Annotated in this window: 17 protein-coding genes; 5 read left to right on the top strand and 12 right to left on the bottom strand. The window is 44.1% G+C overall.

The window, feature by feature from the left end; translation table 11 throughout:
* Window positions 1-367: 367 nt before the first annotated feature.
* Together QUF61_RS13220 and QUF61_RS13215 are read left to right on the top strand one after the other, a co-directional pair.
* The gene (locus tag QUF61_RS13220; RefSeq protein ID WP_103920008.1) at window positions 368-1,996 is read left to right on the top strand and encodes an inorganic phosphate transporter; all 1,629 of its coding nucleotides are present in this window, start codon (window positions 368-370) and stop codon (window positions 1,994-1,996) included.
* 427 nt (window positions 1,997-2,423) lie between these two features.
* Entirely contained in the window at window positions 2,424-3,305 is an 882-nt protein-coding gene (locus tag QUF61_RS13215) for a hypothetical protein (protein WP_103920009.1), read from the top strand.
* Window positions 3,306-3,376: 71 nt separating this feature from the next.
* On the opposite strand, the gene QUF61_RS13210 is transcribed toward QUF61_RS13215, so the two are convergent.
* The 9 genes from QUF61_RS13210 to QUF61_RS13170 all read right to left on the bottom strand — a co-directional run bounded on the left by QUF61_RS13210 (window position 3,377) and on the right by QUF61_RS13170 (window position 14,357).
* Window positions 3,377-3,541: a hypothetical protein gene (locus tag QUF61_RS13210; RefSeq protein WP_289682090.1), complete on the bottom strand. Its 165-nt coding sequence runs from the start codon at window positions 3,539-3,541 to the stop codon at window positions 3,377-3,379.
* 206 nt (window positions 3,542-3,747) lie between these two features.
* On the bottom strand, window positions 3,748-5,241 hold the full coding sequence (locus QUF61_RS13205; RefSeq protein ID WP_289682089.1) for a GNAT family protein: 1,494 nt from the start codon (window positions 5,239-5,241) through the stop codon (window positions 3,748-3,750).
* Between the two features lie 110 nt (window positions 5,242-5,351).
* Window positions 5,352-6,797 (bottom strand): UDP-N-acetylmuramoyl-L-alanyl-D-glutamate--2,6-diaminopimelate ligase, encoded by a 1,446-nt coding sequence (locus QUF61_RS13200; RefSeq protein ID WP_289682088.1) that lies wholly within the window; start codon window positions 6,795-6,797, stop codon window positions 5,352-5,354.
* Window positions 6,797-8,461 (bottom strand): DNA repair protein RecN, encoded by a 1,665-nt coding sequence (recN, locus tag QUF61_RS13195; RefSeq protein WP_289682087.1) that lies wholly within the window; start codon window positions 8,459-8,461, stop codon window positions 6,797-6,799. The genes QUF61_RS13200 and recN overlap by 1 nt, the downstream gene beginning before the upstream one ends.
* 82 nt (window positions 8,462-8,543) lie before the next feature.
* Window positions 8,544-9,458 carry a UDP-3-O-acyl-N-acetylglucosamine deacetylase gene (lpxC, locus tag QUF61_RS13190; RefSeq protein ID WP_103920045.1) on the bottom strand — a complete coding sequence of 305 codons (915 nt, stop codon included), beginning with the start codon at window positions 9,456-9,458 and terminating at the stop codon, window positions 8,544-8,546.
* A 107-nt stretch (window positions 9,459-9,565) separates the two neighbouring features.
* Window positions 9,566-10,816, bottom strand: coding sequence for a cell division protein FtsZ (gene ftsZ / locus QUF61_RS13185; protein WP_103920046.1), 1,251 nt, complete (start codon window positions 10,814-10,816; stop codon window positions 9,566-9,568).
* A 417-nt stretch (window positions 10,817-11,233) separates the two neighbouring features.
* Window positions 11,234-12,460, bottom strand: a complete 1,227-nt coding sequence (gene ftsA, locus QUF61_RS13180; RefSeq protein WP_103920013.1) for a cell division protein FtsA — start codon at window positions 12,458-12,460, stop codon at window positions 11,234-11,236.
* 106 nt (window positions 12,461-12,566) lie between these two features.
* Window positions 12,567-13,427: a cell division protein FtsQ/DivIB gene (locus tag QUF61_RS13175; RefSeq protein ID WP_289682086.1), complete on the bottom strand. Its 861-nt coding sequence runs from the start codon at window positions 13,425-13,427 to the stop codon at window positions 12,567-12,569.
* Window positions 13,428-13,442: 15 nt separating this feature from the next.
* The gene (locus QUF61_RS13170) at window positions 13,443-14,357 is read right to left on the bottom strand and encodes a D-alanine--D-alanine ligase (protein ID WP_289682085.1); all 915 of its coding nucleotides are present in this window, start codon (window positions 14,355-14,357) and stop codon (window positions 13,443-13,445) included.
* A 928-nt stretch (window positions 14,358-15,285) separates the two neighbouring features.
* On the opposite strand from QUF61_RS13170, the gene hisI reads away from it, so the two are divergent.
* Window positions 15,286-15,723, top strand: a complete 438-nt coding sequence (gene hisI, locus QUF61_RS13165; RefSeq protein ID WP_103920034.1) for a phosphoribosyl-AMP cyclohydrolase — start codon at window positions 15,286-15,288, stop codon at window positions 15,721-15,723.
* Complete coding sequence (gene pabB / locus QUF61_RS13160; protein WP_289682084.1) at window positions 15,720-17,129, top strand: aminodeoxychorismate synthase component I; 1,410 nt, start codon at window positions 15,720-15,722, stop codon at window positions 17,127-17,129. Before hisI ends, pabB begins: the two co-directional genes overlap by 4 nt.
* A gap of 361 nt (window positions 17,130-17,490) precedes the next feature.
* On the opposite strand, the gene QUF61_RS13155 is transcribed toward pabB, so the two are convergent.
* Window positions 17,491-18,804: a M16 family metallopeptidase gene (locus QUF61_RS13155; protein WP_289682083.1), complete on the bottom strand. Its 1,314-nt coding sequence runs from the start codon at window positions 18,802-18,804 to the stop codon at window positions 17,491-17,493.
* Window positions 18,801-20,177 (bottom strand): M16 family metallopeptidase, encoded by a 1,377-nt coding sequence (locus tag QUF61_RS13150; protein ID WP_289682082.1) that lies wholly within the window; start codon window positions 20,175-20,177, stop codon window positions 18,801-18,803. Before QUF61_RS13150 ends, QUF61_RS13155 begins: the two co-directional genes overlap by 4 nt.
* Before the next feature lie 179 nt (window positions 20,178-20,356).
* On the opposite strand from QUF61_RS13150, the gene QUF61_RS13145 reads away from it, so the two are divergent.
* Window positions 20,357-21,076 carry an ABC transporter ATP-binding protein gene (locus tag QUF61_RS13145; protein WP_103920019.1) on the top strand — a complete coding sequence of 240 codons (720 nt, stop codon included), beginning with the start codon at window positions 20,357-20,359 and terminating at the stop codon, window positions 21,074-21,076.
* Here QUF61_RS13145 and QUF61_RS13140 read toward each other — a convergent pair.
* Window positions 21,073-21,993, bottom strand: a complete 921-nt coding sequence (locus QUF61_RS13140) for a sulfotransferase (protein WP_289682081.1) — start codon at window positions 21,991-21,993, stop codon at window positions 21,073-21,075. The genes QUF61_RS13145 and QUF61_RS13140 overlap by 4 nt on opposite strands.
* Between the last annotated feature and the right edge of the window lie 366 nt (window positions 21,994-22,359).

The raw sequence follows: 22,359 nt of genomic DNA, 5'->3' as shown, positions 1-22,359 counted from the left end.
AATACTGATTCATTTATTTAGTGAATTAGAATCTACTAATAAACTTCAGTGAAATCAAACTATCAGATTTCAATAGTTTTCCAACTTTGTGTTATAAATTCAGGTATTATACTGTCACATAAATTTTGTGGATATATAAAATCATACAGGATAAGTATGTTAGGGGCGCTGAATGCTTACTTCTAATTTTGTCATAATCCTGTCATATTTCATCTTTATACTATTAATGTTTTTTGTTAAAACGAGAAAGAAATAAAAATACTAATAAATTCAAAAAAATAATGGATAAGAATCAAAAATAATAAGACTGATATTTTTACCAGCTCAAAAATACTTTTTCAACATAGCTAAAAAAGGAAGGTATAAGATGTTTAAGCTATTGAGCAAAATGGAAGATGCAGCACAATCAAGCAAGGGGGATTTTGCCAAATTTGGTATTGTCATTATCTTTATGATAGTTGTGCTTATTCTAAGCTACAATTCCATGGGTGGATTGCCGACCAATGCCTTTTTAGTGATAGCGGCACTTTTTGGTGCCTATATGGCGATGAATATTGGGGCCAATGATGTCGCTAATAATGTGGGTCCGGCGGTTGGCTCAAAAGCTTTAACACTGGGAGGAGCCATTGTTATTGCGGGTATATTTGAGGCTGGCGGTGCATTTATTGCCGGTGGTGATGTGGTTGGCACCATTAAAAAAGGCATTATCGATATCGATGCTTTTGGTGGTGATGCTGATAGCTTTATCTGGGCAATGATGGCTGCACTTCTGGCGGCAGGTGTATGGTTAAATGTTGCCACCAAGTTTGGCGCACCGGTTTCTACAACGCACTCAATTGTCGGTGGTGTAATGGGCGCTGGTATTGCTGCTGGTGGTTTTTCAATTGTTTCCTGGGGGACAATGGGTAAAATTGCTTCTTCATGGGTGATATCACCTGTATTGGGTGGCATTATTGCTGCACTGTTCTTGTTTTCCATTAAGAAAACCATGGTATTTAAAGAGGATAAGGTTGCTGCTGGTAAATTTTGGGTGCCGGTTTATGTCGCAATTATGACCTGGGCATTTACAACTTACCTGACATTAAAAGGACTCAAGAAAATTTGGCCTGATATTGTTGATATATTGGTATTTTTACCTGATGAGAAAAAACCCAGTTTTGCCATTGCCGCAATTTTTGGTCTTATCCTTGCTGCCATTGTTTATCTATTGCTTAGCAAACGTATTGCGGGTAAAAAAGATTTAGCAAACACCAGACATAGCATCAATGCTTTATTCACCATTCCACTTATTTTTGCAGCAGCACTGTTGAGTTTTGCGCATGGCGCAAACGATGTTGCTAATGCCATCGGCCCATTGGCAGCTATCAGTGACGCGGTATCAAGCGGTGGTATTGCATCAAAAGCTGCTATCCCGTTGTGGGTGATGGCGGTTGGTGCGCTTGGTATTGTGGTTGGTCTTGCATTATATGGCCCGAAATTAATCAAAACGGTGGGGTCGGAAATTACCGAACTTGATCAAATGCGGGCTTTCTCCATTGCCATGGCTGCCGCGATTACTGTTATTATTGCCAGTCAATTAGGACTACCTGTCAGTTCTACGCATATTGCAATTGGCGGCATCTTTGGCGTTGGTTTCTTAAGGGAATATTTACAGGATCATAAAGAGGTCATTAAACTGGAGGATGAAGAAAGAAAAATTGAGAAGGAAGAAAATAAACTTGAGCAGTATCGAGATAATCTGCAAGAATTGTTAGATCTTCCCGATGACAGGAAAGATAAAAAAGTTTATAAAGAAATTGGTAAACTTTATGATATGCTTGAAAAAGAGGAAAAAGTTCTGGAAGAGGAATTAAGAGTTAGAGAATCCATCCAGAAAAAGAAATATGTAAAAAGAGATGCATTTAAAAAGATTATTGCTGCATGGCTTGTTACAGTACCCGTTGCTGCTATTTTTTCTGCCAGTGTTTATTTTATGATTAGAGGTATGATGCTTTAATCACGGGATCTAACAACGCTGAATAAAGAAGCCCGTCCGTTAGTGGCGGGCTTCAGAAGAAATTACCCATCCTGTTTAAATATCTCGAAATATAACCTCGCATACTCCCCCCCTAAATTTTAAAATTCTGGTTTTAGTACTCCATATTTCACAGCAGATGTAATTATTTTATTACAACTTATTGTTAAATGTAACGAAATAGTATAAAAACTTTTTCAATTTTATGTCATTTTTTGAGATAAAAGACACATACTCCACACCAAAAAATTGATAGACTAATCTCAGTCTCTTGTTGAGTTTGATAAGCTTAGCACGATACTTAGCATTGTATGGAATTTCCTTTGGTGAATAATTTTAAAATTCAACAGATTTCCAGTAATGAATATGGAGATTTGCCTGATTATTATAAATAAAGAGTCATTATCCCATGAGTATGTATGAATATCTTCATGAAATAAAAAAAGAAACTGGCTGGTCCCAGGAACGCATCAGTATTGAAAGTGGCCTGGCTTTAAGCACTATCGGGCGTATTTTTCGAAAGCCCGGTTATACAGTCAATGAAACCTCTAACATGATTATTCGGGAACTGCATCAGCGCGTGGTACCTTCAGCTTATCCTGAATATCTGAATCTGTTATTCAAGCAATATGCAGATTGGAAAGAACGCTTTTCAAAAAAGATGTTTCGTGAACACATGAACACATTGGAAGTGCTGCTAAAAAATCATCAGGCACTTGATGCGCAAAACCTAAACGCTTGTCGTTTGCAATGGTTGCTGGGACATATTTATTTTGATCATGCCTTTTATTTTAATCGTAATGCGCCAGATAAATGGGCAGAGAAAGCCAGTTACTGGTATCAACGTGCCTTAATTATTTTGGAGCAAACAGAATATCAAGCACTGACTTTACAACGTTATAAAGTGTGTCAGTGTTTGGTGGCGACCCGTTTTAACCAAACCAAACCCGCACAGCGCCAGAATAATCCAGAATTACGCCAATGGCTACGGGATATTACTTATCTGCAAAATGTGGAAGTTATCTTAAATGATGATTATTGGAATTGGATGGTGGCAAGAAATGGTTTGGTTGCCGCCTCAATTTTGCAAGATATGGATTATTGCCAGAAGTTCTGGAAGATCATGTGCGCAGTCAGTCGTGAGTTTGAAGATCTGGCATTTGTACCGGGTAAAGAGATGGGTTCCATTTTAAAAGATCCTGATTTACAATGGTTTTGCCAAAACCACAAAGGAAGCGGTATTATCCTTTGTGATATCGACAAGATGCCAATAAAAATCAGCATAAAATAAAAGCAACTTTTTTGTATTTTTAACCTTAAAAATCTGCGAAAAAGAAGCTTTTTCATAACAATACCTGTTATTTAACAAAGTCTACCGTGCATTTGATGATAAATATGTGATTCTGCTTTTTTTAAAGCTTCCTCATAGGTAAGTCCATCGACTTTTGCACCCAATGCCGGGATTTCAGCAATGAATACTTTCAGGTTTTTATTCCAATACAACAAAATTTCGTACAAACCACGCATGTTTGTACCTCCATTGGTGGTGGATAAGTCACTTCAAAGCAGGACTTGAAGTGAACCGGGTTTTGTGCTTTTTTTTAGGTTTTGCGCTCTTTTTTAAGTTTTGCTTATTTTTATTGTTGTTCTAATTCTTATTCTTTTTTTAGTTATTTTAGCATAATAAATTCTAGTCATTTTGGCATAACAAATATTAAATAAAACCAATATCATTAAAATAAATCACTATCTCCTTGTGTATAATAATGATTTTCCTGCAATACCTTCAGTTCTGGTTCTTGAGAAAAAGGCGAAACACATAACTCTAAGCCTTGGCTTTGTGGTTGGGCAGTAAATTTTAGATTTTTTAATATCTCGACCCACCATTGGGGATTATTCCCAAACCAGCCAACAACAAGCCGAATTGCACCGTATTTTTTTTGCATCCGGGTAAATGCTTTGATTAAACCCAGGCGTGCAGCAAATAGTGTCTGTTCTCCCGGTACAAACAGGGCATCCCCCAGGAATAATATCTGATTTTCCACGCGGCAGATCCACCAGCCTAATGCCTTGCCATGTAAGGAGATGACAAAAAAATGATATTGCTGATCGGGGTGGTTCTGGTAGCGCCACGTTAAATATTGCTGGTTACGCGCAATCAAGCTGCCATAAGCATTACGTGCCTGTACAAAAACTTCATCAGCCCAGGCCTCGACTGTTTCTGTTTCCGTTATCTTATAACCGTGCAGCCAGTTCCAACGATCCTCTGCTTGCTTTAATCTCGGTATTGTTGCTGCTGGTAAATGCCATTCCTGTACATGTGTGACACATTGATAATTAAGAAATAATTTACCAAAACGTAAATGCGTGCCTGTTAAAAAACTATAAAAAAAAGGAATCTGGCCTTCACAATAAACCCGGGTATAATGCCGAAACGCGCGCCCTAATAAGCTGGTTTGCCCTCGTCCAATGCCTCGGTATTGTGGATCTATAAAAATATCACCCACTTGTTGAGTGAGGAAACTATCGCCTTGCATCCAAAAGGGTACAGGATAAGCGGCATATTGTGCTAATAAATGATGACCCTTCCAAACCAGGGAGGCCATCGGTGGGCCAAAAGGGTTTTGCGCAAATTTCCATAGCCAATGCGCTTTACTGCGCTGGGTGGAAAAAATTTCCTGAAAAGCATCAAGAATAGGGTACTCATCACCAGGTCGATAATTACGTACCTTAAAAATATCGGGTCTGAGATCCCAGCACTCCTGATATTCGCCACAATGCATTTGTTTTTTTACAGTCAGTGGATAGGATAAGTGGTGGCGACAAAAAAAACCGGATGCGGCAAAATAGTGTTCAATTTCAGCCGTGGTTTGTTGAGAAAAGTGAGGTTCTGGATGGTTAATATCAGCAACAATTTCAACTAATAACAAGCGACCATCAGATTTTAGACAGGCTTTTGCCTGCTCAAAAACAGGGCTGATGTCTGCAAAATTTATCAGGCAATTGAGTAATAATAAAACATCATAGGTGGGGCTTGTTACAGGGTCTTTAATAAAATCATCCAAAACCTGCGTATCCAGAACGCAAGCTTGTTCAGCCAGCAATTTTTTTAAAGCTGGGTCAGCTTCACCCAGCAATAATAAACGTATTGTATTTTCTGAAGGCTGGGGTAGATGCGTTAATAACCAATTGTGAAATTTGAGAAACTGGGAACTGGGTTGTGACATTGTGCTTGAACCTGAGTTCGACGTAAGCTTCTATAGCTGAAAACTGCTTCCGTCTCATGCTAAATGATTGATAATACATACTGAATTGAGCTATTTTCTGTTAAAAAACATTAACCTGATTTCAAATATGCTAAAACCTGCTGGCGATCTGAAAAAGGCAGGCGCTGACCTTTGATATCCTGATAATCTTCATGACCTTTACCGGCAAGCAATATCACATCGCCCTTTTGGCTTTGCAACAGCGTTTGTCTAATTGCCTGAGTGCGCTCGGGTAAAATTGTAGGTGTGTTTGTCATACCGCTCAGAATATCCTGAATAATAGCATCCGGGTCTTCATAACGAGGGTTATCATTGGTGATGACAGAACGGTCTGCAAAGTCTTCGGCAATTTTTCCCATTTGTGGGCGTTTACCGACATCCCGCTCACCACCACAACCAAAAATACAATATAGCGTACCCGTGCAATGTGGTCGCAAGGCTTGCAATGCCTGCGTTAAGGCATCAGGGGTATGGGCGTAATCAATAACCAGCAAGGCCTTGTTTGCAGGTATGGCTTCCATGCGTCCTGGTGCTGCCTGTACTTCAGACAATGCGGATAATGCCTGACTTAAAGGTATTTTTAAACACAATAGCGCCGCCAGTGCTGCCAGCAGATTGCTGAGATTAAAGCGCCCTAGTAGTTGGGTTTGCAATTTCCCCTGACCACTTGGCGTACATAATTGCAGTTGATAACCGTTATGATGCGCCTGAATATGCTGTGGATAAATATCAGCCTTGTTGTTAGTTAAGCTGTAGCTGAGTGGTGCGACGGTTTCGGGCAGCTTATCCAGTAATTTTATGCCAAAGTCATCATCAATATTAATGATGGCATAGGCTAAGTCCGGCCAATGGAACAAACGTTGTTTCGCCAGTCCATACTGTTGCATATCACCATGATAATCCAGGTGATCACGCGAGAGGTTGGTGAAAATGGCAATTTCAAAATGTAGACCTGCAAGCCGGTTTTGATCCAGGGCATGAGAGGAGACCTCCATGACCACCCGCTTTACAGAGGCTTGTTGCAGTTGTGCAAAAAAACGCTGTAAATTAACCGGATCAGGCGTTGTATGTTTGCCACTGTCCAATTGTCCGTAGATACCATAACCGGTTGTACCCAGTAAACCACAAGGCGGAGGCAGGCATTGGGCGATAAAATGTGAGACAGAAGTTTTGCCATTAGTACCGGTAACGCCGAGCAAGGCGAGTTGAGAGGCGGGAAAACCATAAAATGATGCAGCTAATTCTGCGGCGCGTTGGTTAAGGTTAGGAACCAGGATACAAGGAATGTCACGAAACCATTCCAAACCTTCATGCTCGGCTTCAATCAGTGCCGCAACCGCACCTGCGTCAATTGCAGCATCCAAATATTGGCGTCCATGTTGCTTTTGTCCCTGACAAGCCAGAAATACATCACCCGCTTGTACAGTACGATTATCCAGTGTCAGGTTTTGTACAACACGATCATAGGTTGCGGGAACCGGAATAATCTCGCTGAGTTTGCGGGCCGGAACTGACATTAGTGTATGCCTAACATTTCCCGGGCGTGAGCCAGCGTATGTCGGGTGATTTCCACGCCACCGAGCATACGCGCAATTTCTTCAATACGCGCGTCAACATCCAGGGTGCAAATTTGGGTATGGGTTTGATTTTCTGCGCTATTTTTCTGCACTTGCAGGTGATGATGGCCACAGGCAGCCACTTGCGGTAAATGGGTAATACACAATACCTGGCGATGCTGCCCCAATTCTGCTAATTTGCGCCCGACAATTTCAGCAACACCACCGCCGATACCGACATCAACTTCATCAAATACCAGGGTATCGACCTCACCACTTTGCGCAGTTACAACTTGTATAGCCAGACTGATACGCGATAGTTCACCACCGGAAGCAGCTTTATTCAGTGGCTTTGGCGGATGCCCTGGGTTCGTGCTGACCAGAAAACTTATCTTATCATTGCCTTGCAGCGTGGGCTGCGCAGTTTCATTAAAATTCAGCTTAATTTTAAGTTGACCATTTGGCAGGCCTAAAGGCTGCATATTCTGGGTGATAGCCAGCTCCAGTTCTGCCGCCATTTGTTGGCGTTGTAAAGCAAGCTGTTGCGCACTTTGACGGTATAAGTCCAGTGCTTGTTGTTGTGCCTGCTCCAGTTCTGCTGCGCGTTGCTCATAATTTTCCAGGGCATGCAGGCGATCTTCGAGTATTTGCAAGTGTTCAGGCAGAGTATCAACCGCGATCTGGTGTTTGCGGGCAACATCCTGTAGCTGGCTGATGTGTTGATCTAGTTCGTCCAGTCGTTGTGGATTAATTTCCAGATGGTCTATGTAATGACGCAATTCATTATTGGCTTCCTGCGCCTGAATATGTGCCGAAAGTAACATTTCAGTCACTGGTTCCAGTGCCTTGTCATGGTTTTGCGCTGCTTCCAGTTGACGACTGGCCTGACCCAATAAGGCCAGTGCGGAACCTGCGCCCGGTTCAGAAGATTCCAGACTGTTTAATACTTGCTGCGCTGTATCCAGTAATTGACTGGCATGGGCTAGACGCCGATGTTCTTCGTTTAAGGCATCTAATTGTAGATTTTCAACATCCAGTTTTTGTAATTCTTCAACCTGATAAGTCAGCAAAGCCAGTTGCGCAGCCCGGTCATCACTGTCGCCCCCTATAGCTAACAACTCATCAGATAATTGTTTCCAGTTTGCGTAATGGTTTTGTACCTGATTGAGTAAATCATTGGGACTTAACATGCCATCGAGTAATTGGCGCTGGGTATCGGCATGTAATAAAGACTGGTGTGCGTGTTGGCTGTGAATATCAACCAGCAAATCACCTAATTCGGTCAGCTTTTGAATAGTTGCATTTTGGTCGTTAATCCAGGCGCGGGAACGCCCACTGGCATTGATGATGCGGCGTATACAACACTGTTCTGAGGGAATTTTCTGAGTTTCCAACCAGGCTGTCACTGCGGGTGTGACAGTAAAGCTGGCACTTAACACTGTTTGTTCACAGCCTTGGCGCACAAAGCCGCTATCAGCGCGACCACCAAGCAGCAAGCCTAAAGCATCCACAATAATAGATTTACCCGCACCCGTTTCACCAGTAATAATGGTCAGGCCGGATTCCAGTTGCAATTGCAGCGATTCAACAATCACAAAGTCTTGTAGTTGCAGGGTGTGTATCATACGGCGATTTTACAACACAGTATCCAATAATTTCTCAAGCGTCTCAGGTGAAACACTCAGACAACTGCTTATAGATAAGGGATTAGACAAAGGCAGGCTGCAAAAAAGCATGTTGTTCTTTGACGATATTTTGATCTTCAAAAGTCACCATTTCCCAGGCATCTTCATCTTCCAGCAAAGTATGTAATAAGCGGTTATTCAGTTCGTGTCCCGATTTATGTCCGGTAAATGCGCCAATCAGATTATGTCCTAATAAATACAGATCGCCAATGGCATCAAGCACCTTATGTTTAACGAATTCATCTTCATAACGCAGGCCATCTTCGTTCAAGACCCGGTATTCATCCATCACAATCGCGTTATCTAAACTGCCACCTAAGGCCAGTTTTTGTTCGCGTAATAATTCAATTTCGTGCATAAAGCCAAAGGTACGCGCGCGGCTGACCTCTTTGATAAAGGAGGTGTTTGCAAAATCAATTTCAACCTGCTGGCTGCTGCGCTTAAACACGGGGTGGTCAAAGGCAATACTGAAACGAATCCGAAAGCCTTCGTAAGGTTCAAAAGCGGCACGTTTATCCCCGATTTCAACCTGAATGGGTTTTTTAATGCGAATATAACGTTTAGCGGCTTCCTGCTGGACAATACCCGCCGATTGTAATAAAAATACAAAAGGTCCGGCGCTGCCATCCATAATCGGAATTTCAGAAGCACTGACTTCAACGTAGGCATTATCAATGCCCAGACCAGCCATTGCTGACAACAAATGCTCAACAGTGGATACACGCACGCCATCTTGAATCAAGCTGGTGGATAAACGTGTGTCCCCGACATTTTTAGCGCAGGCTTTAATTTCTACTGGCGGATTTAAATCGGTGCGGCAGAAGATAATACCCGTATCAATGGGTGCTGGGCGTAAAGTAAGATAGACTTTTTCACCGCTATGCAAGCCAACGCCAATCGCCCGAATGACATTTTTCAGGGTACACTGTTTTATCATTATCAGTCCATTCTCCGGGACATATAAGCTAAAACGCGGTGTTTGACATAAGGCCATAAACACCGCGCCAGGAGCCTGACAGACTCCCAGGTAAATACAATTGGCTGCTAATCAGCCTGACGACGTAGAAAAGCGGGAATATCAAAATATTCCGTATCGGCTTCTTTTTCCTGTGCTGCACTATTTTCAACGACTTCAGCAGTTTTATGACGCACCAAGGGGGGGCGATCAAAATCTGCATAATTAGTTGTCTCAGGTGCCGGTTTTTGAACAGGTTGAGTCGGAGGTACGGTTTTTGCGACTTCAACAACTGCCGGACTAGGTGGTGCAGCTACGGGTTTCACCACTTCCACCGGACGCGCTTCACGCTCTGTGGGTTTTGCACGTTGCATTGCAGGCACTGCCGGGCTTACACCGGTGGCAATCACCGTTACCCGAACTTCATCGCTCATTTCTGGATCGATGACGGAACCGACGACCACCGTGGCGTTATCAGAGGCAAATTCTTCAATCACCGCACCCATTTCTTCAAACTCGCCAATGGTCATATCCAGACCTGCGGTCATATTCACCAGTATGCCTTGTGCACCTGACAGATCAATATCTTCCAATAATGGGCTGGAAATGGCTTCTTTTGCAGCCTGCTGCGCACGATCTTCGCCGCTGGCGTAACCGGTTCCCATCATCGCCATGCCCATTGATTGCATGACAGTGGAAACATCGGCAAAGTCAACATTGATCAAACCCGGACGGGTAATCAGTTCAGAAATACCTTGCACTGCGCTGTACAATACATTATTAGCCGCTTTAAACGCGTCCAGCAATGAGGTGTCGCGCCCCAGTACACTAAGCAGTTTTTCATTCGGGATCGTAATCAATGAGTCAACGTGTTCGCTCAATTCTTTAATGCCATCTTCGGCAATAGCAGCACGTTTTCTACCTTCAAAAGGGAAGGGGCGGGTGACAACGGCAACGGTTAATATGCCCATTTCCTTGGCAACCTGGGCAATCACAGGCGCAGCACCAGTACCCGTGCCACCGCCCATGCCAGCGGTCAGAAATATCATGTCGGTGCCTTCCAGCGCGCTCATAATGCGTTCGCGATCTTCCAGCGCAGCTTGCTGACCGATTTCCGGGTTGGCTCCAGCGCCCAAGCCTTTAGTGACTTCTGTACCCAGTTGCAGCACGGTTCTGGCTGAAGAGTTACTCAGCGCTTGCGCATCGGTGTTGGCAACAATAAATTCAACGCCTTCTATGCTGCCTGCCAGCATATGCTCTACCGCATTGCCGCCACCACCACCAATACCCATAACTTTAATTACAGCGTTTTGGCTGTAGGTATCTACTAATTCAAACACGTTCATAACCTCCTATGCCATATCTGTTGATTTCATCAAACCTGGCTGAACCGGAATATTTGTTTATCATTGCTGCACTATTTACTGTAGGAGTGAGAATTTTATAACTTCAGCAACTTGGCTGGTCTTTTTTTCCATTTTCTACGTTGTGAAAACAGTTACATAGCTTGCTATGCGCCTGTTTTCACGCCTTGAAAATAAATAAAAATTCTGCGCCCAGTTTCTGCATTTATTTCATCCTCACTCCTATCTGCTGCTTGTGACCGTTATTCCTGACTTTGGCAGCAATTATCTTGCCACTGGAAAATATTATAATCATATATGATCATTTTTCTCTATGGTCAATCAAATCATGATAAGACGTGACATCATAATGCACAGCTTTTTATTATAACGCGAATTAAATGCTATATACCATTAAAAATTACCCTGAAACCAGTTTTTCATACGGCTCAGAATACTTTGAAAGTTATTTTGGGCATTCATTTCTGAAACCGGGGTATGACGATGTTGCTGCCCAAACAATAATAAGCCTACGCCAGTGGAATGAATCGGGTTACGCACCACATCAACCAGACCGGTTACGTGGCGCGGGTATCCCAGACGCACCGGCATATGGAATACTTCTTCCGCCAGTTCAATGGCACCATCCATTTTTGAGGTGCCACCCGTCATAACGATACCTGCGGCAATTAAATCTTCATAGCCGCTGCGACGAATGACCGACTGTACCAGACCTAATAATTCTTCATAACGTGGCTCAATGACATCTGCCAGGGTTTGGCGTGCCAATAAACGCGGTGGACGCGCACCAACACTGGGGACTTCGATCATTTCTTCGGCATTAGCCAGCTTGGTTAAAGCGCAGGCGTATTTAATTTTAATTTCTTCCGCATATTGCGTGGGTGTGCGCATTGCTACGGCAATATCATTAGTGATTTGGTCACCGGCAATAGGAATCACTGCGGTATAACGTATCGCGCCATTGGAAAAAATTGCAATATCAGTAGTGCCACCGCCAATATCAACCAGACAAACACCTAATTCTTTTTCATCTTCAGTTAACACTGCGGTGCTGGAGGCCAATTGTTCCAGAATCAAATCATCCACTTCCAGGCCGCATAAACGCACGCATTTAATAATATTCTGGGCCGCGCTGGCTGCGCCAAACACCATATGCACCTTAGCTTCCAGGCGCACGCCGGACATGCCCACAGGCTCGCGTATGCCTTCCTGGGCATCAATCACAAACTCCTGAGGCAGAATATGTAAAATCTTCTGATCGGCGGGAATGGCGACTGCGCGCGCGGCATCAATGACACGCTCTATATCGTCGGCGGTGACTTCTTTGTCGCGAATGGCAACCACGCCATTGGAATTCATACTGCGAATATGACTGCCGGCAATGCCTGCATAGACGGAATGAATTTCACAACCCGACATCAGCTCGGCTTCTTCAATCGCACGCTGAATGGAATGTACAGTCGAGTCAATATTCACCACCACGCCTTTTTTCAGGCCGTGTGAGGGGTGTTGACCCAAACCAATGATTTCGACTTGATTGTTGGATACTTCCCCTACAATAGCGACAATTTTGGAAGTACCAATATCCAGTCCTACAATCAGATTTTTATCTTTTGCCATCGTTGATGATTTCCCGAACGTATTTAAACTGAGTTCGATTTATTAATAGTGTGTGGCAGATTCAGGTGATTTAATCTGAAAATGCTTATATCGAATTCAAGCTATTTTATAGTTTTTTCCACTTTACAACCAAACCGGTTTGGTAACGCAAATCAGCATATTCTAACTCATTTTTTATTTTTTGCGGCTTTTGTGACCAATATTTGATAAAACGCTTTATCCGCTGTTTTAATCCATCAGGATGTTGGCTATAGCCCAATATGATTTTCAGTCCTTGAGAACTACCATTTGCAACCTGTAACCGCCAGTTATGCTGATGATTCTGGCTGAGTTTTTGAACTGGCAACCCCGCTTGTTCCAATAGTGGACTGAGTATCTTGTACTGCATAAGCAAGGCAGGAATACTCGATTGTCCACCGCTGAGCAGTGGCAAAGCCGGTAAGGCATAAGTTTGTGGCAAGGTGAAAATTTGCCCATCCCGATCCAAAATACCCTGTGCTGCTTCATCATCTCCCTGCCAATAAGCCAGGGGGTGATACTCCTGAATCTGAAAACTCAAGGTGTCAGGCCAGCGCCGCCGAATATGCACCTGCTTAATCCAGGGTAATTGAGCGACTGCCTGTTGAATAGCTTGCATGTCAACTGTTAGCAAATTCCCCTGCACATGGTTTGCAACCACCTTTTGCAGTTGCTGCTTATCCACGTAATGCAATAATTGTGCAGATGGCTTGCCATCTGCTTGCACCGCTTCCAATACAATATGACGAATAGTTAAATATTGAGACTGTTGCAGCCAATGCCAGCCAAACCAGGATAAGCTTACAGCCAGTAGCGACAATAAAAAGACACTGAATAAGCGGGTCAGCATATAGCCCGGTTTAATGCCACGGGTATTTTTTTTACGGTAAGCCGCCTGCCGACGTGGACTTATTGTTACTGTTTTTGTTGGTTTTCGACTGGCATTCACTTTGTGTTCACAGCCTTAAAGAGAGGCTGTCTCTAAAATAGCCAATACCAGATGGTTAAAATCAATACCTTTGGCCTTAGCTGCCATCGGCACCAAACTATGATTGGTCATGCCCGGTACGGTATTCACTTCCAGCAGCCAGGGATTTTGCTGCTGATCCAGCATCAGATCAACGCGTCCCCAACCTGCGCAGTGCAAAGCATGAAAAGCCTGCAATGCAAGCTTGCCCAGTGTCTGCTCTTGTTCCGTGCCCAAGCCACAAGGACAATGATAATGGGTATCATTCTGTTCATATTTTGCCGCATAATCATAAAAACTATGGGGCGTTTCCAAACGAATCGCGGGCAAGGTTTGCTCATGCAAAATGGCAATGGTGTATTCCTGACCATCTATCCATTGTTCTGCCAATACCTGGGTATCATACTGCGCAGCCTCGCGCCAGGCTGCGGCTAATGCTTCTGCGCTATCAACTTTGCTCATGCCAACGCTGGAACCTTCACTGGCAGGCTTTATCATCAGCGGCAGCCCCAGACGCTGGACAATCGCAGACCAATCACTATCTGCGTTTAATAATGCTGATGCGGGTGTTGGTAAACCTGCACTGTGCCAGATTTGTTTGCTTAAATGTTTATCCATTGCCAGCGCAGACCCCGTAACGCCACTTCCGGTGTAAGGCAGTTGCAGACTTTCCAGAAAACCCTGGATACAACCATCTTCACCACCGCGACCATGCAGGGCAATAAAGACCTGTTCGATTTCTTTTGCGCATAATGTATCTAAATCAGCGGTTGCCGGGTCAATGGCAATGGCATTAACCCCCTGAGATAAAAGTGCATCCAGAACGGCTTGTCCGCTGAGCAAAGAAATTTCCCGCTCAGCGGAAGTACCGCCCATTAATACTGCAACAGGATGCCTGGTTTTATTTTGCATTCGTTTTTCTCATATATTTTTTTGCTGAAAATGCTACGATAAATGAGTTTGATTTAGACTCAATTTAATACTTAAGCGCACTATTGTAACCGCTTGTGTAAAAAAAATATGTCTTTAAACTTGATATAGGGTTGGTCTTGTCGCTACAATTAAAGAGCGTGAGTAAATCCTGGACTATCCGCGACGCACACTGTGTATCGTAAGCGTTTTCTAAAGATGCCGGATCTAGGGGTCACGCTTTTTTTTGTCAAAAATCCAATGAGTTATAATACATCAATATCAAAGCGTTACATTTGTGCCAGATCCCAAAAGCAACAAGGTAGAAAGCGGTAACAGTTTGCATGACTATTTACAAATTCAACTGTGGTTCGAAAAAAAGGTTGCAACAACTTTAACTACTGCACCATACGATAGTGCTTCAAATCGAAACGTTCAATTTGCTGACATGTTATCTGGAATAGTGCAGGGACACTTTGAGGATGGTAAATTTCAACCTTGGGACAAATTAACTAAACAACCACCCACTAAAAGACGGGTGGGTTAGAGCGTTTGGTGGCTGAAAGCCGAGATACAGGGCGGACAAGCCCTGTTGTTTAGCCCCAACGGGGCGCATTAATATAGCCAGGGGTAACACCCCTGGAATTGTATCCGTGCCATTCACGCCCTGAAAGGGTAAATTAAAATATTGCCATCATTTTAACCTGCCCTTTCAGGGCGTAAACGTGTCATTTTCTACCCTGGGGCGTTGCCCCAGGCTATATTAAAATACCCCTTTGGGGTGTTAGCGTTAAAACCCATATTTTAAGTTTTACCGTTAAACATTAGAGATAAATCTATTCGCCTGAAAGGCGAAGGTTTTAACCTTGTGCATGGAAAATAAAAGCATCAACTATACGCGACTCTTCTTCTCAAAACGTGACAATTGATTATGTCTAATTGTTTTAAACAAACTGAACGAATGTCCGCAGGTGAGCAAGTCTCCTGGACGGAAGCCCTTGAACAACTGCCTTTTAACAGCGACGGTTTATTACCCGCAATCGCCCAGCAATATGACAGTGGCGAAGTCTTGATGATGGCCTGGATGAATCGTGAAGCCCTGGCAGAAACGCTGAGCAAGGGGCGCGTCTGTTATTGGTCACGCTCACGGCAAAAGCTTTGGCGTAAAGGAGAGTCCTCCGGGCAGGTGCAAATTCTGCAAGCATTGCTATTAGATTGTGATGGTGACACTATTTTGCTTAAAGTCGATCAAACCGGCCCTGCCTGTCACACGGGACGACGCAGTTGTTTTTATAATCTGGTCACCACAGACAGCATACAGGTGTTAAACAACCCTATTATTAACCCTGACGAACTCTATGGCGGATGAAGTGTGAACCACTGAGCTATCATCCTGACAGCAGCCGTCTTTTTCAGTCTATTGCCCAGCAAAACTGGGCGATGTTTCTCGATAGCGCGCAAACTGAGAATTCCCGATGGTCGCGCTATGATATTTTGGCTGCAACACCTCGCATTACTCTGACTACGCGCGGCACAAGGACTGAAATTCAGCATTGGCAGGCCGGAAAAACAACCGCGCCGACACAATACAGTCAAGTTGATCCATTTTTATTATTACAGCGCATTTTACGCGCTCATCAATCACATAAACCCCCAGAAAATTTCCCCCGTCTGCCTTTTTATGGTGGCGCAATGGGTTATTTTGGCTATGATCTGGGACGTACACTGGAAAATCTGCCCGTCACTGAAACCCAGGCTGAAACCCAGGCTGACACACTGCCTGATATGGCGATTGGTATTTATGACTGGGCAGTGGTTATCGATCACCAGCTTAAGCAAAGCTGGCTGGTGGGTAAGACAGATTCAGAAGCGCATTGGCAGGCTTTATATGACTGTTTTAACCAGACTGCACCCATACCAGCCCAGGCTTCTCCTCTGCACTTGCAAACACCGTTACACAGCACCCTGGAGCAGCAAGCTTATTTTCAAGCTTTTCAGAAAATTCAGGACTGGATTTATGCCGGGGATTGTTATCAGGTTAATTTTGCCCGTTGCTTCAGCGCAAAAGCCGCTACTGATTCGGATGATCCCTGGGCGGCTTATGTGTTACTGCGTCAAAAAAATCCGGCCCCCTTTTCCGCTTATATTAACTTACCGGACGGGCAAATATTAAGCGCCTCACCCGAGCGTTTTTTACAACTTCGCCAAGGCCGTGTGGAAACCTGTCCGATTAAAGGCACACGCCCACGCCATATTGATGCCGTGCAGGATCAACTGATTCAAACACAGTTAAAAAACAGTGAAAAAGATCGTGCAGAAAACCTGATGATAGTTGATTTATTACGCAATGATCTGGGGAAAGTCTGTATTCCCGGTAGCATTAAAGTCCCTGATTTATTTGCACTGGAAAATTTTGCAACGGTACACCATTTGGTCAGCACCATCACCGGACAGTTGCAACACGATGAAGATGCCGTAACACTTTTGCGCGCTTGTTTTCCGGGCGGTTCAATTACGGGCGCACCAAAACACCGAGCCATGCAGATTATCGATACATTGGAACCTGCCAAACGCGGTATTTATTGTGGCACGATTGGGTATCTGGGTTATGATGGTCAAATGGATAGTAATATTGCCATTCGCACCTTAAGCTTTCAACAAGGACAAATTCAGTGCTGGGCAGGTGGTGGCATTGTTGCAGATTCTGAGGCGCAAGCGGAATATCAGGAAACTTTGGATAAACTGGCGGGGTTGTTATTGATTTTTGACATGTAAACCCCATCCACTTTGAAATCGACAAAAATATTCTCTTAATGTCACGACTTTGAAGGTTAGCTTCGAATGGAACTGCCGGAGCAAAGACCTGACAGGTTTTTAAAAACCTGTCAGGTCTATGGAACGCCCGATTTCATAGGGTTTTGCTGCTTAATCTTCAAAGTCGTGTAATGTCATACCTGCGCAGGCAGGTATCCAGTCGCTGTTCACAAGGACTGGATTCCCAACCCTGCCTGCACAGGGATGACGTACATGGGAATGACAAAAACCTCAGTTTTCAACTTAGACAGGGTTTAATAAAAAAAATACACCCTACCTGTAGAGCCGTTGCACTGCAACGGCTCAATCCTGAAGTAAAAGATTAATGACTATCTTTACCCACCGTAATCAGCAACATTTTCTCAGGATTCAGGTGTTTTTTTAATGCCTCACGTACCTGTTCTAACGTTACCGCCCGAACCTTATCTTGCCAGGTATGCAGATAATCCAGCGGCAAACCATAAAAACCAATCAACGCCAGATTGCTTAAAATCTTGGCATTACTGTCAAGCATTAAGGCAAATCCCCCCGTCATGTTGTCTTTTGCCGCTTGCAGTTCCGCCGTGCTGGGGCCGGTTTTAACATAATCTTGCAGAATCTGGCGCACCAGCGTAATGGCATGTTGAGTTTGATCGGTACGGGTTTGCAAACCAATTACAAAAGGCCCGGCTTCCCGCATCAGAGAAAAACGACTATAAACACTGTAAGCCAATCCTTGTTTTTCCCGCACCTCATGCATTAAGCGCGAAACCAGTCCGCCGCCACCCAAAGTATAATTGGCAAGCGACAAGGCAAAGCGGTCGGGCGCATAACGCGAAATACCCATTTGCCCTAATCGAATATGGGTCTGCGTGGAAGGAAAATCGATATGTTGCGTTTGCGCATCGGCTATCTGTGAGGCAGCCGCTAACGCTGGCGGCTTCTGTCCCGGACTTAAAACCTGACTAATTTGTTGCGCCAAGGCTTTCGCCTGCTTGAGTTCCACCGCGCCCATCATGGCAATGACGGCATTGGAAGCCACATAATATTTTTCATAAAATGCTTTTAAGTCTGCACTGCTTAGCGCGTTCAAACTGTCTTGCGTACCATAAACCGGACTGGCATAAGCATGGCTGCCATATAAATTGCGGTAAAAGGCTTTACTCAACAACTTTGCCGGAGATTGTTTGTCATAAGCCAGACTTTGCAACACCCTTTGACGTTCACGCGCAAACGCTGCTTGCGGAAAATCAGGCTGCCCCAGAATTTTCAAAAAATGCTTTAGGGCTGGCTGTAAATAACGGTCTTCACGCAGTGAGCGCAAACTTAACCAAGCCATATCCCGCAAGCTATCATTAGCAAACTCAGCCCCGGCATCGGCAAAAGCATCGCTTAGTTGTTCCGCTGATAAACCACCCGCGCCTTCAGCCAGCATGGCATTAGTCATTAAAGCAATACCCGCTTGCTCACCATCACGCGAACTGGCGGCATCAAACACAATCTCAATATCAATTATCGGCAATTCTGATGCAGCAACAAAGTATACGGGGATACCGTTATCGGTTTGCCAATGCTGAATATCCGGCAAAGCCCAGGCTTTGGCAAATATTAAAATCAAAGCCAAACCCATAGCCACCTTTAAATGCAAATATTTCATTGTACCTGCTCCGTATCTTCCGTCTTGTCAAGAGCCTGTGGTTCCAGCACGGCAACAGTCAAACGCTCATCATTAAAATATTTTTTAGCAACACTTTGCAGTTGCGCGGGGGTAATCGCCGTCACCTGCTCAATATACTGCTCGGCAAGACGCCAATCCAGACCCGTTGCCGCCAACTCACCCAATTGCATCGCCTGATAAAAAACAGAATCTTTTTCATAAATTTTATTCGCAATAAATTGGGTTTTGATGCGTTGTAATGCTTGCTGGCTGACAACTTCTGTCTGCAAGCGTTTAATCTGCTGGCGAATCGCCTGCTCCAAAGCCTGCACGTCATAAGCCTGTGCGGGAATACCGCTAAATACAAATAAATCATCCAGACGACTGAATAAATCATAACTGGCGCTGACTGTAGTGGCGATTTCCTGCCCCCGCACCAACTCACGCATCAAACGTGCGCTGTCACCATAATCCAATACCGCAGCCAACAACTCCAGGGCATAAACATCCTGTTGTTCATGTGCTTCAAGCTGCTGACTGTTAAGCACAGGCACCTTATAGCCCATCAACAAATAAGGCAGCTTGGCCGGACGTTTAACGGTAATCCGTTTAATACCATGCTGCTTGACTTCCGGGCGCGGCGTAGGTGGGGTAATCGTGCTGGGTTTCAGCTTGCCAAAATGTTTCTGTGCCAACTGATAAACCTGTTGTGGATTAACATCACCCACCACCACCACAATAGCGTTATTTGGTGCATACCACTGTCGATACCAATCCTGCAAATCAGGCAGTTTCATGGTTTTTAAGTCACTAGGCCAACCAATGGTGGGATTACGGTAAGGACTGGTTTGAAATGCGGTGGATTTAAACGCCTCATAGGTTAAAGACGTGGGCTTATCATCCGTGCGGGTGCGGCGCTCTTCGATAACCACCTGACGTTCTTTTTCAAAGGCAGCAGCATCAAATAACAAACCCCGCATCCGATCCGCTTCCATTGCAAAACTAATTGGCAGGCGGTTTTTTTCCAGCTTTTGATAATAAGCCGTGTAATCGGCGCTGGTAAATGCATTTTCTTGCGCCCCCTGCTCTGCCATAATGCGGGAAAATTCCCCTGGGCCATGCTTTGCTGTACCCTTAAACATCATATGCTCCAGTAAATGTGACAAACCGGTTTTACCCGCCTGCTCGTAGCTAGAGCCGATTTTATACCAGACCTGGCTGACCACCACCGGTGCCCGATGATCTTCTTTTACCAGCAATAGCAGGCCATTGTCTAACTGAAATTCATAAATAGCGCCTGACTTGGCAAATGCCGTTAAATTCAGCACCGATAACAGAACCGCAATTCCCAAAATAATGATACGTATTTTCATAGACTGTCTCTCAAATAATCTTCTAAATAGATACATTTTCTTATTATTTATCACATGATATGGTAACATTTTCCACATAATGCTAAAAAAATTCTAACTTAAATGTCATTTCTTCATCGTTATTTCCATTATAATTCAGTGCGTACAATTATTTTTAATAAACAGACAGATTATTGCTCATGAATAACCCCCCTTATACCTTTATGCTGAAACTTGATAAGGTCGGCATGTGTTATCGGCGTAGCCGCGGTATTTTTGGTGAAAAATACTGGGCCTTAAAAGAACTCTCTTTCAAAATCCGCAAAGGGGAAACACTGGGTATTATCGGTCGTAATGGTGTCGGTAAAAGTACTTTACTGCGTTTGTTAGCAGGTATTATCAAGCCGGATCGGGGAGAAATTATTAATTTTGGCAATTACAGTCTGGCTTTGCTGTCATTGCAATTAGGTTTCATGCCACATTTGACCGGACGGGAAAACGCCATTCTCAGTGCCATGTTAATGGGCGTAAAACGCCATGAAATTGAAGCCAAAATGGATGCAATTATTGACTTCTCTGAATTGGGCGATTTTTTTGATCAACCCATTGCCACTTACTCTTCCGGCATGAGCGCGCGCCTGGGTTTTTCGGTTGCATTTCAAGTTGATCCTGATATTTTACTGGTTGATGAAGTGCTGGGCGTGGGCGATGAAGCATTTAACCGTAAATCCACCCAGATGATGAAAGAAAAAATCCGCACCAATAAAACTATTGTATTGATTTCGCATAATGCCAATTTATTAGGCGAACTGTGTGACCGGATAATCTGGATAGAAGATGGCAAGGTTCCCGTCAGAGGGCATCCCGACAAGGTTTTACCCCGCTATCATGATTTTATGCGCAAGGCTGCAAAACGTTAGAGCTGATAACCATATTGTGCCAAATCCAGTTGAAATTGTTGTTGCAAAGCACGATTGCTGGCTGCATAACGCCCCTGAACCCGCTGCTGTACCCGTTGCCGGAATGCCCCACCCTCCTGATTTTGAATAGATTGGAAAAAACCGGCACGTTCCAAAGCTTTCAGCCTGTCTAATAACCAACGATATAAACGTGGATAACGCGGGGTCAACGGATAAAAGGAATGACCGCCGGATAAGCGATTACAATAACGCCTTAAACGTATATGCCCATCTGAAAAAGCGGCATTACTGCGCTGTTTGACAGGAAATAACGCCATGATGTCAGCACTGTCACTAATACCTGCAAAGGCAGATAAGTCCTGGATGAAATCTTCCGCTTGATCACGTAACTGCTCGTAACACATCACCTTAACCTGATTTTCTCCAAACAGCGAAACATAATAGGCTGCCAGATAATGATATTGAAAATTATCCAATCTAAATAACGGAATCTTACCATCCACCGGCGGATTCAAGTATTCATCCAGCGTACATAAACCGCGCATTTTTATATATTGTTTATAATTCGATACAATCGCATCCGTTTGTTCGCGCACCATTAATAAAATTTTTGCCTGGGGAAACAGGGTTTGCAGACGCTCTGCCAGCAATGTATTGTCATAAGCCCCGGAATGCGGATTGCCAGACAAACGCTCAGAAGACAAGACTGCCAGTTTTCCCGCCGCTTCAGCGCGCTGCAACAAGGGCGAAAATACGGTTCGCGCCTGCTCGGCATTAAATAATAAAGGATGAAAATTTATTAAATGCGGCCATAACAACTGATGTCCGGCAATAAAATCAATTTGAGGGTGTTTAGGGAAAAACTGCTTTTGCAACCAAGTACTTGCCGTTTTGTGATAACCAATGTGAATCAGCATTTTATTTTCCATGCACAAGGTTAAAACCCTCGCCTTTCAGGCGAACAGATTTATCTCTAATGTTTAACGGTAAAACTTAAAATATGGGTTTTAGCACTAACACCCCAAAGGGGTATTTTAATATAGCCTGGGGCAACGCCCCAGGGTAGAGAATGGCACGAATACAATTTCAGGGGCGTTGCCCCACCACCATTAACTTAAGAAAATATTCAGCCAGCCCCAAAGGGGTATAACATACCAGCCCAGGGCAACGCCCCACTGCCATTAACTTAAGAAAGTATTCAAGCCCCAAAGGGGCAAAACATACTAGCCCAGGGCAACGCCCTGGGTTTGTAATGTGATGATACCAGAGCCCTGAAAGGGCGA

Origin of the sequence: Candidatus Venteria ishoeyi (genome assembly GCF_030378065.1) — a bacterium.
GTDB classification, from domain to species: domain Bacteria; phylum Pseudomonadota; class Gammaproteobacteria; order Beggiatoales; family Beggiatoaceae; genus Venteria; species Venteria ishoeyi.
Note: the sequence above shows the minus strand (reverse complement) of the source record. Positions and strands in the feature narration are given on the sequence as shown.